The organism is Saccharothrix obliqua (assembly GCF_019375475.1).
GTDB classification, from domain to species: Bacteria; Actinomycetota; Actinomycetes; order Mycobacteriales; family Pseudonocardiaceae; genus Actinosynnema; species Actinosynnema obliqua.
This window is the reverse complement of the sequence record NZ_JAHXGQ010000007.1, coordinates 85,757-98,095: the sequence shown is the minus strand read 5'-3', so window position 1 is coordinate 98,095 and position 12,339 is coordinate 85,757. Positions and strand designations below refer to the sequence as shown.

Sequence of the window (12,339 nt, the reverse complement as noted above, 5' to 3'; positions counted from 1 at the left end):
GGTCCTCCCTGTGTCAGGTTCCTGACACGGGCCAACGTATGTCAGGATGCTGACATGGGTCAAGACGGTGTGGACCTGGGCACGTCGCTGGGTTACCTCCTGAAAGAGGCGTCGAGCGCCCTGCGGGCGGCCATGGAGGAGGTGCTGCGGCCACTCGGGATGAGCGTGACGCACTACGCCTGCCTCGAACTGCTGGCCCAGCGGCCGGGCTTGTCGAACTCCGAACTCGCGCGGGGCGCGTTCGTGACCCGGCAGACGATGAACGTGCTGCTCCAGTCCCTCGAACGGGACGGCTACGTGACCAGGCCGGCGGAGGCGCCCGTCGGGAAGGCCCTCCCCGCGCGGCTCACGCCGCTCGGCAGGCGGAGCCTGGCGGAGGCGACCGCGGCGGTCCGGTCCGTCGAGGTCCGGATGCTGTCCGGGATGACCGGGGCCGAGCGGTCGGAGGCGTCCCGGCTCCTGCGGAGCATGGTCCGCTCCCTGCGCGAGCGCCGCTCCTGACCCCTCACTGGGCCAGCCGGATCTCCGTGCCGGACTCGTCCTTGAGATCGGTCAACGTCGGTCCGCCGTACACCCGCAACGCCATCGGCTTGGCCGTCGCGGGCAGGTCGTAGTAGACGTCGTACTCCACCCGCACGTTCGCGCCGAGGTCGAACGACTCCGGCTGCCGCTTGATGGTCATCGCCTCGGTGTCGACCGCGTACTCGTGCTTCTGGTCGTCCACCAGCACGTGCCGACGAGCGTTGAACAACACGCTGCTCCGCCCGTTGTTGACCACGCTCAGCCGGACCCGGGCGAACTGGCCCTTGGCCTGGAACTCGGCGTGGCTGCCGATCAGGGTCGTCATGCCCGTGGTCATCCCGAGCAGGGTGAACGCCGTGTCGCCGTCCGCGGTGGTCGGCAGGTGCAGCGCCTTCTCGTCGGGCCGCACCGCCTCGGCGGGCACCGGGTAGGTCGTCACGGTGGACGGTGGCGGGGCCGAGGTCGCCTCCGGGCCGGCGCACCCGCCGAGCACGCCCACCGCCACCGCAACCCACGCCGCTCCCGCCAGCCGCATGACTAGACCATAGGGGCTTCCCGCAAGAAGCACGTGAGTCGCGCCGTGCAACTGCGGCGACCCTGCTCGTCGGTGATCACGATCTCGTACGTGGCCGTGGACCGCCCACGGTGGACAGGCGTGCACACGCCGGTCACGACACCGTCCGTGACCCCGCGGTGGTGGGTGCACGACAGCTCCAACCCGACGGCGACCCGCTCGGGTGCGGCGTGCATGGCGGCGGCGACGGAGCCCAGCGTTTCCGCGAGCACCGCGTTCGCGCCGCCGTGCAGCAGGCCGTACGGCTGGCGGTTCCCCTTGACCGGCATCGTGCCGACCAGCCGGTCGGCGTCCCACCGGGTGATCTCGATGCCCATCTTCTCGGTCAACTGCTCGTGCGCGGCGTCCGGGGCGGCACCGGGGACGTTCCCCGCGTCGTCGGAGTTCAGGCTCACACGCGGCTCCACTCGGTGCGTTGCTGTCTCGGTGCGTTGCTGTCTCGGTGCGTGACTGTCAGTCCCTCACCCTAGACTCGCCCCGTGAGCACTTCAGAAGCCTCCCGCCTGCTGCTGGTCGACGGCCACTCGATGGCCTACCGGGCGTTCTTCGCGCTGCCCAAGGAGAACTTCCAGACCGGCACGGGGCAGACCACGAACGCGGTCTACGGCTTCACGTCGATGCTCATCAACCTGCTCCGCGACGAGCAGCCGACGCACGTCGCGGTGGCGTTCGACGTCTCGCGCAAGACGTTCCGCACGGAGGCGTACGCGGAGTACAAGGCGGGCCGCAGCGCGACGCCCGACGAGTTCCGCGGCCAGGTCAGCCTCATCCAGGACGTGCTGGGCACGCTCAACATCCCCACCCTGGAGAAGGAGAACTACGAGGCCGACGACGTCATCGCGACGCTCACCACGCAGGCGACGGCCCTCGGCTTCGAAGTCCTGATCTGCACCGGCGACCGCGACGCCCTGCAACTGGTCAACGACCGGGTCACCGTCCTCTACCCGGTGAAGGGCGTCTCCGAGATGGCCCGGTACACCCCGGAGCTGGTGCTGGAGAAGCAGGGCGTGACCCCGGAGCTGTACGCGGACTACGCGGCGGTGCGCGGCGACTCGTCGGACAACCTGCCGAACACGCCCGGTGTCGGCCCGAAGACGATCGTGAAGCTGCTGAACCAGTTCGGCTCGCTGAACGGGCTGATCGACCACGTGGACGAGGTGCCGGGCCGGGCGGGCGACGCGCTCCGGGCGAACCTGCCGAGCATCATGCTGAACCGGCAGCTCACGGAGCTGGTCCGGGACGTGGACCTGCCGATCGGGCCGGCGGACCTGGAGGCGCGGGCGTGGGACCGCGACGCGGTGCACCGGCTGTTCGACGAGCTGGAGTTCCGGGTCCTGCGCGACCGGCTGTTCGCGACGCTGGCGACCGCGGAGCCCGAGGCCGAGGAGGGCTTCGAGGTGTCCGGCGGTCCGATCGCGCCCGGTGGGCTGGCGGCGTGGCTGGACGCGCACGCACGCGGGACGCGGGTCGGCCTGTCGTTCCGGCTCGCCGCCACGTCGGTCGACCTGGAGGGCATCGCGTTCGCCGGTGACGAGGGCGGCTACGTCGACGTCGCGGCGCTCACCGAGCAGGACGAGAACGCGCTGGCCGCGTGGCTGGCGGACGACACCGTCGCGAAGGCGGGCCACGACCTCAAGACGCCGCTGCGCGCGATCCGCGCCCGCGGCTGGGTGCTGCGCGGCCTGACCAGCGACACCGCGCTCGCCGCGTACCTGGTCCGGCCCGGTCAGCGCAGCTTCGCGCTGGACGACCTCGCCCTGCGCTACCTCCAGCGCGAGCTGCGGGCGGAGGAGCCGGACGACGGCCAGCTCTCCCTGCTCGCCGACGAGGACGAGGAGCGGGAGAAGACCGCGCGCAACGCCATCGTGCGCGCCTACGCCGTGGCCGAACTCGCGGACGCCCTGGACGCGCAGCTCGTGGCGACCGACCAGGGGACCCTGCTCGGCGACCTCGAACTGCCGCTGATGCACGTGCTGGACGAGGTGGAGTCGGTCGGCATCGCCATCGACTCCGAGCACCTCGCGGCGTTGGAGGCGCATTTCGCGGCGGGCGTGAAGCAGGCGGCGCAGGACGCGTACGCGGTGATCGGCAAGGAGATCAACCTCGGCTCGCCCAAGCAGCTCCAGGCGGTGTTGTTCGACGAGTTGAACATGCCGAAGACCAAGAAGACCAAGACCGGCTACACGACGGACGCGGACGCGCTCCAGAACCTGTTCGAGCAGACCGCGCACCCGTTCCTCCAGCACCTGCTGGCGCACCGGGACGTCACGCGGCTCAAGTCGACGGTGGACGGACTGCTGAAGTCGGTCGCCGACGACGGGCGCATCCACACCAAGTTCCACCAGACGATCGCGGCGACCGGTCGGCTGTCGTCCACGGACCCCAACCTCCAGAACATCCCGATCCGCACCGAGGAGGGCAGGCGCATCCGCGAGGCGTTCGTGGTCGGCCCCGGTTACGCGGAGCTGATGACGGCGGACTACAGCCAGATCGAGATGCGCATCATGGCGCACCTGTCGGAGGACGCGGGCCTGATCGAGGCGTTCCGGTCGGGCGAGGACCTGCACACGTTCGTGGCGTCGCGGGCGTTCTCCGTGCCGACGTCGGAGGTGACGGCCGAGCAGCGCCGCCGCGTGAAGGCGATGTCGTACGGCTTGGCGTACGGGTTGTCGGTGTACGGCCTGGCGCAGCAGTTGCGCATTTCCGCCGACGAGGCGCGGGATCAGATGGAGGCGTACTTCGCGCGGTTCGGTGGCGTGCGGGACTACCTGCACGCGATCGTGGAGGACGCCCGGAAGAAGGGTTACACCGAGACCATCCTCGGCCGCCGCCGTTACCTGCCGGACCTGACGAGCGACAACCGGCAGCGGCGGGAGATGGCGGAGCGGATGGCGTTGAACGCGCCGATCCAGGGTTCGGCGGCGGACATCATCAAGGTGGCCATGCTCGGGGTGTTCAACGCGTTGCGTGATTCGGGGCTGCGGTCGCGGATGCTGCTCCAGGTGCACGACGAATTGGTGCTGGAGATCGCCGAGGGGGAGCGCGAGGCGGTCGAGGCGCTGGTCCGGGAGCAGATGGGCGGTGCCTACGAGTTGAGCGTGCCCATGGAGGTGTCCGTGGGTGTCGGGCGTTCCTGGGACGAGGCAGCGCACTAGGGATCGGCGGGGAGGTCCGCGGCAGCGTACCGGGTGTGGCCGGGGGTCCGCGGCGGTTCGCCGGGGCGTGGCCGGGGGTCTGCGGCGGTTCGCTGCGGGCCTCCCGGTGGTGTCATACTCGGTGGCTCCATACCCGGCGAAACCTATTCTATTCGGCCCGGCAACACCTGTTTGACGTGGAATTGTCGAGCGATTCTCGATCCGCTGCCGCGGTAGTGCGGTCGAGCGGCTGCGCAGGTCACACAACAGCGGACTTGTTTCTCGGCCGTTCGAGTGAACGTGCGTGGTGGCTCCGCGTGGCCGTAACGTACGATGGACGATGTCGATCTGTTGTGTGCGAAGGATTGGTGGCGCAGAACACCGGGCCGCCGATTGTTTTCTCAGATCGCGAAGGTGGGGGGTCGGGTTGAGCATCGGCGGGACGGTTGTCATCCCCGAGCGGCGCGGGCCTGATTCCAGGCGGCAGGTGGTGGTCCACAAGCTGACCTGGTGGGTCCTGTTCGGCGTGCTGATCGGGATCCTGCCGTTGTTCGTGGACGGGCTCAAGGCGCTGATGTCCCCCGAGGGGTTGGCCATCGAGAAGTCCCTGGCGAAGGGTGAGCTGCTGATCTCCTCCGCGGCGATATCGGCCGCCGCGCTGGGCGAGCTGTTCTTCGTGCCGTTTCCCGGCAGCGGCCGGGTGTTCCGGGCTTTCGCCGGGTTCTGCGGGATTTTGTGCTGCATGTTCAACTCGTTGGCCTACATCCAGGTCCCGTTCTCCGAGCCCTCCGCCGTGGTGAACGCGTCGATAATTCTGTTCTGCTTCTCCGTGCTGTCGAGCGCGGCAAACGTCGGATTGGCGGCTGGTCGGTGATGTCATCTTTGGCTTCTGCGGTGATCGGTGGCGGTATCAGCTCCGCGACGGGTGTGGTGGTCGCGGTGGCGTACGCGGTCAAGCTCGCCAGGGAGGCTCGACTGCGCCGGCGTGCCGAGGTCGGCTGGAAGGTCGAGGTGGAGTACGCCGGTGGCGGCGGCCACTGGGTCGAGATACCCGTCAAGTCGCAGAACTCCGCGATCGAGGTGGTCGGGCAGGTGGTGAAGTCCGACCGGCCCGCCCGGACGATCACGGTCACCCGGCAGTCGTGAGGTCGGCCGGGGCGTCGGTCTTCGCACGCGGCGCCCCCTGATCGAGCCGCGTCACCGCCGCGGGCGGCGTGGTTCCGGTGCGAACGGCACGCCGGAGCGGAGCGCGCGCAACCCCACCGGGACCAGTTCGCCGAGCAGGCCGACGCCGACGGACAACGTCATCGGCCGGGTGTCGGCGTGCGCGCCGCCGGTGGTGGCCAGGTAGCCGACGCCGAAGTTGGCGGCCAGCGAGACGACCCACACCACCAGCGTCCACGGCGTGTACCGCTGCCACAGCACGCCGTCCCGCGTGAACAGCCGGGTCGTGCTGCCGCGCAGCGCGCCGAACCCGAACCCGACGACGGCGCCGCCGACCAGCCACAGCACGTCCGTCGCGGTGAGCGGCACCTTGGTCACCGAGTAGACGCCGATCCCCAGCAGGACGACCGGCGGCACGAACAGGTCGCGCGCGTTCAACGGCTCCCCGACGAAGCGCTTCACCACCACCGCGATCACGGCTGCCGCGACCAACACCCAGACCAGCACGAGCTTCCCCCTTTGTAGCATGACTGTGCCAAATAACTTAGCACGGGTATGCTACGAACGTGCCGAAACTCGTGGATGCCGACGCCCGCCGCCGTGCCGTCGCCGAGGCGGTGTTCCGGGTCGTCCGCGCCCAGGGCCTGGAGCAGGCGTCGCTGCGCAACGTCGCCGAAGCCGCCGACCTGGCCATCGGCTCCGTGCGGCACTACTTCACCAACCACGACGAACTGCTCACCTTCGCGCTCGACGAGCTGATCGCCCGCGTGGAGCGCCGCCTGATGGCCCGCGTCAACCAGGTCTACGCGGCGACCGCCGCGGCGGACCGCCGCGCCGCCGTCGAAGACCTCCTCGGCGAACTCCTGCCGCTCGACCCGGACCGGCACGACGAGGCGGTGGTGTGGCTGGAGTTCACCAACGCCGCACGCACCCGCCCGGCGCTCGCCCCGGCGGCGCGGCGGCTGCACGAGGGCATCCGCGCGATCGCGCGCCGGGTGCTGGAGGGCGTCGGCGCGGCGGAGGTCGCCGTGGAGGCCGAGCGGCTGGCCGCGCTGCTCGACGGGCTGGCCGTGGACGCCGTGCTCCAACCGGACCTGATCACGCCCGACGTCATGCGCGCCGTGCTGGGCCGGCACCTGGACACTCTTCCACGAGCCGTCCACTGAGGACGAAAATCGCCTACCGACAATGTCGCTACCAGCGGTTTCGGCCTGCCACGCACGATCGGGTGATGGTCGGCGGAAAGCCCGGCGAGGGGCTTGCGGCACGACGGTAGCCTTGCCCGGTGCCGCTGTTAGGACCTACCGACGAGTTGCCGCACCCGCCGCGGCGGGTGCTGGTCGCGGGCACCTCCGGCGCGGGCAAGTCCACGATGGCCAGGAGCGTCGCGGCCGTGCTCGGCCTGTCCTATGTGGAGATGGACTCGTTGTTCCACGGTCCACGGTGGACGCCGCGCCCCGAGTTCGAGGCCGACGTCCGGGACCTGGTCCGGCGCGCGACGTGGGCCACCGAGTGGCAGTACACGGCGGTCCGACCGCTGCTGCTGGCGCACGCCGACACGCTGGTCTGGCTGGACCACCCGCGGCGCACCGCGTTGCGCCGGGTGGTGGTGCGCACCGTGCTCCGCCGCGTGCGTCGGCAGGAACTGTGGAATGGCAACGTCGAGCCACCCCTCCACACGGTCTTCACGGACCGGGAACATCTGTTGCGGTGGGCGTGGCGTTCCCACGACCACACCCGCCGGCGGATCGCGGCGGTCCTGGCGGGCGAGCACGGCGCCCGGGTGGCGGTGGTCCGGCTGCGCGGGCAGCGTGAGGTCGACCAGTGGCGTGCCGGGCCCCTCCGGCGCGCGGCGGAGCGGGGCGAGGAGTCGGTGCGATGAGCGGGCGGACGGCGCTGGTGCTGGGTGGCACCGGGATGCTGAAGGGGTGCGCGGACGAACTGCTCGCGCAGGGCTGGCAGGTCGTCCTGCCCTCCCGCAGACCGCCGCGCGCGGGCACGGCCGCCCGCGCGGCGCTCGGTCGGCCGGGGCAGGTGCCGCAGTCGCGGACCGAGGCGGACTCGCAGGCCGCGGCCGAGGGCGGCCGGTGGGTGCGTGCCGACTGGGCGCGTCCCGACGAGCTGGCCGAACGCGTGCGCGAGGTGCTCGCCGCGCCCGCCGACCTGCTGGTGGCCTGGGTGCACCCCAGTTACCGCGAACCGGTGCTGCGCGCGGTCGCGCCGCTGCTCGCGCCCGACGCGCCCGTCGTGGAGGTGCACGACAGCAGCGGCATCAGCTCCCGGCACGGCCTGCCCGACCCGGTGCTGCCCGGCCACCCGACCCAGCAGGTGGTGCTCGGCATCGTGCGGCACGGCCGGGGCACCCGCTGGCTCAGCCACGAGGAGGCGTCGGTGGGGGTGCTGGCGGCGGTGCGGCGGGCGGTGGAGGGCAAGGCGCCGTCCGTGCACCAGGTGGGCGACGTCGACACGTGGGCGGCGCGGTTCTGAGGTTCCGGGGGCCGGGTCAGGGCCGGAGGCCGCGCACCAGGAGGAGCACCGCCTCGCGCACCTCGGCGAGCGTCCGCTCCGGCTGGAACACCTGCCAGTCCAGGGCGACCACCAGCAGCGTGCCGAACAACGCCGCCGACGCGGTGCCCACCTGCACGCCCTCGGGCAGCCCGCCCTCGGCGGACAGCCGCTGCATCTGGCCGCGCAGGATGGACACGATGTCGTCACGCAGCAGGCTGAGCGTGCCGTGCCACTGGCCCGGCGTCCGCCACAGCTCGCTCACCAGGAGCTGGCCGAACGCCGGGTACTCGCCGAAGAACCCGAGCACCCCGTCCACCAGGGACTCCAGCGCCCGCTCGGTGTCCGCCTCGCGCTCGGCCTCCCGCAACCGCGTGGCCAGCAGCTCCACGCCGTGCCGCAGCAGGGCGTCGACGAGGGCGTCCTTGCTGGCGAAGTTGTAGTAGACGGTGCCCTTCGCGACACCGGCCTCGGCGGCGATCTCGTCCACCGTGACGCTCGCCGCGCCGCGCTCGCCGACCAGCTTGAGCGCGGCGTCGAACAGCTTCTGCTTGGAGGAGGCCGTGCGGCCGGCGCGCGCGGCGGTCACAGCACCAACTCGGGCTTGAGGCGAGACGGGGTCCACACCCGCTGCTTGTACGCGGCGAACGTCGACAAGGCAAGGGAGCCGACGAGGTAGGCGGCCAGGATCAACGCGTCCTTGCCCACGCTGCCCAGCGGGCCGCCGTACATCAGGTGCCGCAGGCCGTCGACCGCGTATCCCATCGGCAACCCGAAGTGCAGCGGGTAGAGCGGGTGGGGGATGGTCTGCCACGGGAACGTGCCGCCCGCGCTGACCAGCTGGAGGATCAGCAGCACCAGGCCGATGAACTTGCCGACCGCGCCGAGCAGCGCGTTCAACGCGTGCAGGAGCGCCACGAACGTCGCCGACATGAGCAGCAGGAAGCCGAGCGAGCCCCACGTGTGCGTGGGGTGGATGCCGACCACCAGCGTCACCACGGCGAACATGATCACCACCTGCGCCACGCCCAGCAGCACACCGGGCAGCCAGCCGCCCAACGCCACCCGCAACGCGTTCTGCCCGGCCGCGAGCCCGCGGCGCGACAGCGGCTTGAGCAGCAGGAACAGCACGAACGCGCCGATCCAGGTGGCCAGGCCGAGGAAGAACGGCGCCAGGCCCGCGCCGTAGCTGCCCGCCTCCGTCTGGCTGACGCCGTGCACGTTCACCGGGTCGCCGATGGTGCCCGCGGTCGACTCGCGGGTCGGGTCGTCGGGGTTGGGTATCTGCTGGAGGCCCTCGTTGAGGCCGTCCCGCAACTGGTTCGAGCCGTCCACGAGCTGCTTCTCGCCGTCCCGCAGTGCCACCGCGCCGTCGCGGAGCTGGGCGCTGCCGTCCGCGACCTGCTTCGCGCCGTCGTTCAGGCGGGTGATCGCGTCGGCCAGCGCCGGCGTGGACCCGGCGAGCTGGGCGTTGCCGTCGGCGACCTGCCGCGCGCCGTTCGCCAGCGTCCGGAGCTGCGCGGTGGCGCCCTGCACCTTGCTGTTGGCGTCGTCGAGCGGGGCGCGCGCGTCGCCGAGGCCCTGCATCACGCGCTGCACGTCCTCCTCGGGGATGCCCGCGGCCCGCAGCCGGTTCGCGACGTCGGTGTTGAACTGGTCGAGCCGGTTGGCCAGGGTCTGCGCCTTGCCCGCGTACCCCTCCGCGGTCCGGGCGAGCGCCTCGTTGCCGTCGGCGACCTGCCGCGCCCCGTCCGCGAGCTGCTGCGACTTCGCCGGCAGGTCCTTGGTCTGGTCGCGGAGCTGGCGCAGGCCGTCCGACACCTGCGCCGCGCCGTCGGCGAGCGGCGCCGCGCCGTCCGCCAGCTTCTGCGCGCCGTCGAGCGCGTCCTGCTGGCCGGCGGCGAGCTTCGTCGCGCCGTCCGCGGCCTCCGCCGTCTTCTCGTGGATGGTGGAGAAGCCCAGCAGCAGCTTGTCCGCCGCCTGCGCGCCGACCTTCACCGACACCGAGCGCCGCACCTCCGTCACCACCTGGTTCGCGATGGTGGAGCCGAGGTAGTTGTTCGCGTCGTTGGTGGTCAGCGTGATGACGCCCTGGCGGGGCTTGAACTCGCTGGGCGAGAGCAGCGCCGCGGAGAAGTCCTCCGGCAGGGTCAGCGCGAACGTGTAGGTGCCGTTGCGGACGCCGTCCTCCGCGTCCCGGGCGTTCACCCGGTGCCAGTCGAACTTCCGCCCGGACAGCAGCTCGTCGGCGACCTCCTGGCCCGCGTTCTTGGTGGTGCCGTCGCTCGCGGTCGCGCCCTTGTCCTCCACCACGAGGGCCGCGGGCACCTGGCCGAGGTTCGCGTACGGGTCCTTGTTCGCGTACAGGTACAGGGCGGCGTACAGCAGCGGGACCAGGCACAGGGCCAGGACGGCGAGCTTGGGCAGCTTCCCGGAGGTGATGCGGCGCAGTTCGTTGAACGCCATGCGCAGGGCGGTCACGCGGGCTCCTCGGGGGAGTGGTTGTCCGGGCCCGGTGGGGTGTCCGGCTTCGGCGGGTCGGTCTTCGCGGTGGGCTGGTCGGTCGGCCTCGCCGGGGAGGCGCCGGTGGGTGGCGCCGGCGAGGTCTGCGGGGTGGCCTCCGGTGGGGTGGCCTCCGGTGGGGTGGCCTCCGGTGGGGTGGGTCGCCCGGTGGGCGGAGCGTGCGGGCTGGTGGCGTCGAAGACACCCGACACCGGGGCGAACGCGGGCTGCGTTGCCTCCGCCGGCCGGGCGTGCTTGGGCGCGTGGTCCGGCTCGGCGGGAGCGGAGTTGTCCGTGCCGATCCGCGCCACCGGCACGCCCAGCAGCTCGGCGGACGTGGTGGTGCAGAGGACGACCACGGAGAGGTCCGGCGTGACCCGCTCACCGGCGAGCCGCAGCCACTCGGCGGGGTCGTCGTGGTAGCGGTCGGGCGTGTCCACGACGAGCACCCGCGCACCGGGCCGCTCGGCGGCCAGCTCCAGCATGACCGCGCACCGCACGTCGGCGGGCACGTACTCGTAGCGGGTGTTGAGGTGCTCGTCCGCGCCGCGGTCCACCAGCCAGTCGGCCACGGCCTTGCGCCCGCTGCGCTGCCCGTTCATAGCCAGCTCCTCGCCGACCACGGCGCCCAGCGACAGCGACCCCTCGGGCTCGTTCACGCCGGGCGAGTCCACCAGCACGACGTGCTCGCGCAGCTCGCCCGCGCTCGGCGTGACCTCGCCGGAGCTGGGGCGCAGCCGCCCGGACAACACCAGGCCGAGGGCGGTCTGCCCCGTGTCGGGCGGGCCCGCCACGACGAGCAGTTCGCCCGGCGGCACGCGCAGGCTGGTCGGCTTGAGCAGCGGGCCGTGCGGCCCGGCGACGCCGACGCGCTGGGCGTGGATCTCCACGGCGGAACCCCCTCTTTGAACTGACTGGTCAGTCCAAATAGTGGCGTAGGGGCGGCCGACCCGCAACCGGAGGTGTTGTGATCCGCGGCGGGGCGCGCCGCGCACGGCGTGCCGCTACCGCAGGGCCCCGGCGGGGCGGACCTCCCACGCGGTCCACAGTGGACGATAGCCCTGTCGCGGCCAGAACACCGAGGAAAGCGGGTTCGGCGGGTTGTAGTAGAGGTAGGTGCCGACCGTGCCCAGCCGGTGCAGCTCGCGGTGCGCATGGGCCATGAGCTGCTGCCCGATGCCCGCGCCACGCGCGCCCGGCAGCACCGAGACGCAGTTCACGTAGCCCCAGCGGCCCGGCGGCAGCCGCGTCGACGTCCAGTTCCCGGGCTCGGACGTGACCAGCGCGCACTCCGCCAGCGCCACCGCGATCCCGTCCCGCTCGGCCAGCCACGCCGGACCGCCCGCGGCCAGCCGCTCCGCCAGCGCCCGCCGCTTGAGCGCCGCCGCCTCCGGCCGGTCGACCGTGGAGCCGACCATGGCCGAGTAACGCAGCTCCAGCAGCGCGAGCGCCAGCACGGCGTCCAGGTCGGCGGGCGTGGCGCGGCGGATCGCGAACGCGCCGGGGCCGGCCGCCGCCACCGGCGACCCGGTCCGCACGGCGATCACCGACAGCGGCACCAGGCCGTGGTCCAGCAGCGCCCGCCCGGCCGCCACGTCCCGGCTCGGCCAGGTCAGCACGCACGCCGAATCGCTCTCCGCGGGACCCGCCCGGTCCAGCCACCGCCGCCACGCGCGCAGCAGCGCGTCCATCCCGGCCGCGCCCGCGCCGCCCAGCAGCGGCGTCAGCTCCCACACCTCGGTCGCCGACCACAGCCGCGCCGCCGACATCCGGTCGTGCACCTGCCGCCGCACCACGCCCGCGACACGCGTCCCGTCCGGCAGCGCCGCGGTGATCACGTCGCCGTCCGGCGGCGGCACCACCGCGGGCAGCAGCGGGTCCACACCCGCGAAACGCGCGCTCTGCGCCTCCACCAGCCCCCGACTGACGGTCATGCGG

The 12,339-nt window shown here is 72.2% G+C and carries 14 protein-coding genes; 7 read left to right on the top strand and 7 right to left on the bottom strand.

Annotated elements, in window-relative coordinates; translation table 11 throughout:
- The first annotated feature begins 54 nt into the window (after positions 1-54).
- Positions 55-501, top strand: coding sequence for a MarR family winged helix-turn-helix transcriptional regulator (locus tag KZQ38_RS22345; RefSeq protein ID WP_219444168.1), 447 nt, complete (start codon positions 55-57; stop codon positions 499-501).
- A 4-nt stretch (positions 502-505) separates the two neighbouring features.
- Here KZQ38_RS22345 and KZQ38_RS22340 read toward each other — a convergent pair whose 3' ends face one another.
- On the bottom strand, positions 506-1,057 hold the full coding sequence (locus KZQ38_RS22340; protein ID WP_219444166.1) for a DUF4352 domain-containing protein: 552 nt from the start codon (positions 1,055-1,057) through the stop codon (positions 506-508).
- A gap of 2 nt (positions 1,058-1,059) precedes the next feature.
- Entirely contained in the window at positions 1,060-1,491 is a 432-nt protein-coding gene (locus KZQ38_RS22335) for a hotdog fold thioesterase (RefSeq protein ID WP_219444164.1), read from the bottom strand.
- Positions 1,492-1,575: 84 nt separating this feature from the next.
- Here KZQ38_RS22335 and polA point away from each other — a divergent pair, with 84 nt between their 5' ends.
- From polA to KZQ38_RS22320, 3 genes are all read left to right on the top strand, one after another.
- Complete coding sequence (polA, locus tag KZQ38_RS22330; RefSeq protein ID WP_219444163.1) at positions 1,576-4,251, top strand: DNA polymerase I; 2,676 nt, start codon at positions 1,576-1,578, stop codon at positions 4,249-4,251.
- A 406-nt stretch (positions 4,252-4,657) separates the two neighbouring features.
- Positions 4,658-5,104: a hypothetical protein gene (locus KZQ38_RS22325; protein ID WP_219444161.1), complete on the top strand. Its 447-nt coding sequence runs from the start codon at positions 4,658-4,660 to the stop codon at positions 5,102-5,104.
- A gap of 20 nt (positions 5,105-5,124) precedes the next feature.
- On the top strand, positions 5,125-5,376 hold the full coding sequence (locus tag KZQ38_RS22320; RefSeq protein WP_219444160.1) for a hypothetical protein: 252 nt from the start codon (positions 5,125-5,127) through the stop codon (positions 5,374-5,376).
- Between the two features lie 51 nt (positions 5,377-5,427).
- Here KZQ38_RS22320 and KZQ38_RS22315 read toward each other — a convergent pair whose 3' ends face one another.
- Complete coding sequence (locus KZQ38_RS22315; protein ID WP_219444159.1) at positions 5,428-5,901, bottom strand: DUF1453 domain-containing protein; 474 nt, start codon at positions 5,899-5,901, stop codon at positions 5,428-5,430.
- Between the two features lie 59 nt (positions 5,902-5,960).
- On the opposite strand from KZQ38_RS22315, the gene KZQ38_RS22310 reads away from it, so the two are divergent.
- The 3 genes from KZQ38_RS22310 to KZQ38_RS22300 all read left to right on the top strand — a co-directional run bounded on the left by KZQ38_RS22310 (position 5,961) and on the right by KZQ38_RS22300 (position 7,881).
- Positions 5,961-6,560: a TetR/AcrR family transcriptional regulator gene (locus KZQ38_RS22310; RefSeq protein ID WP_219444158.1), complete on the top strand. Its 600-nt coding sequence runs from the start codon at positions 5,961-5,963 to the stop codon at positions 6,558-6,560.
- Positions 6,561-6,679: 119 nt separating this feature from the next.
- Entirely contained in the window at positions 6,680-7,276 is a 597-nt protein-coding gene (locus KZQ38_RS22305) for a P-loop NTPase family protein (RefSeq protein WP_219444157.1), read from the top strand.
- Positions 7,273-7,881 (top strand): Rossmann-fold NAD(P)-binding domain-containing protein, encoded by a 609-nt coding sequence (locus tag KZQ38_RS22300; protein ID WP_219444156.1) that lies wholly within the window; start codon positions 7,273-7,275, stop codon positions 7,879-7,881. The genes KZQ38_RS22305 and KZQ38_RS22300 overlap by 4 nt, the downstream gene beginning before the upstream one ends.
- Positions 7,882-7,897: 16 nt before the next feature.
- Here KZQ38_RS22300 and KZQ38_RS22295 read toward each other — a convergent pair whose 3' ends face one another.
- The 4 genes from KZQ38_RS22295 to KZQ38_RS22280 form a co-directional block, all read right to left on the bottom strand.
- Entirely contained in the window at positions 7,898-8,488 is a 591-nt protein-coding gene (locus tag KZQ38_RS22295; RefSeq protein ID WP_219444155.1) for a TetR/AcrR family transcriptional regulator, read from the bottom strand.
- Positions 8,485-10,380 (bottom strand): YhgE/Pip domain-containing protein, encoded by a 1,896-nt coding sequence (locus KZQ38_RS22290; RefSeq protein WP_219444153.1) that lies wholly within the window; start codon positions 10,378-10,380, stop codon positions 8,485-8,487. The genes KZQ38_RS22295 and KZQ38_RS22290 overlap by 4 nt, the downstream gene beginning before the upstream one ends.
- Positions 10,377-11,291: a P-loop NTPase family protein gene (locus KZQ38_RS22285; protein ID WP_219444151.1), complete on the bottom strand. Its 915-nt coding sequence runs from the start codon at positions 11,289-11,291 to the stop codon at positions 10,377-10,379. Before KZQ38_RS22285 ends, KZQ38_RS22290 begins: the two co-directional genes overlap by 4 nt.
- 114 nt (positions 11,292-11,405) lie before the next feature.
- Positions 11,406-12,335: a GNAT family N-acetyltransferase gene (locus tag KZQ38_RS22280; protein WP_219444150.1), complete on the bottom strand. Its 930-nt coding sequence runs from the start codon at positions 12,333-12,335 to the stop codon at positions 11,406-11,408.
- Positions 12,336-12,339: the final 4 nt, after the last annotated feature.

Excerpts from the sequence above, each read along its gene's own strand:
- KZQ38_RS22345 (WP_219444168.1), top strand. The coding sequence starts at position 55 with ATGGGTCAAGACGGTGTGGACCTGGGCACGTCGCTGGGTTACCTCCTG.
- KZQ38_RS22340 (WP_219444166.1), bottom strand. The coding sequence starts at position 1,057 with ATGCGGCTGGCGGGAGCGGCGTGGGTTGCGGTGGCGGTGGGCGTGCTC.
- KZQ38_RS22300 (WP_219444156.1), top strand. The coding sequence starts at position 7,273 with ATGAGCGGGCGGACGGCGCTGGTGCTGGGTGGCACCGGGATGCTGAAG.
- KZQ38_RS22280 (WP_219444150.1), bottom strand. The coding sequence starts at position 12,335 with ATGACCGTCAGTCGGGGGCTGGTGGAGGCGCAGAGCGCGCGTTTCGCG.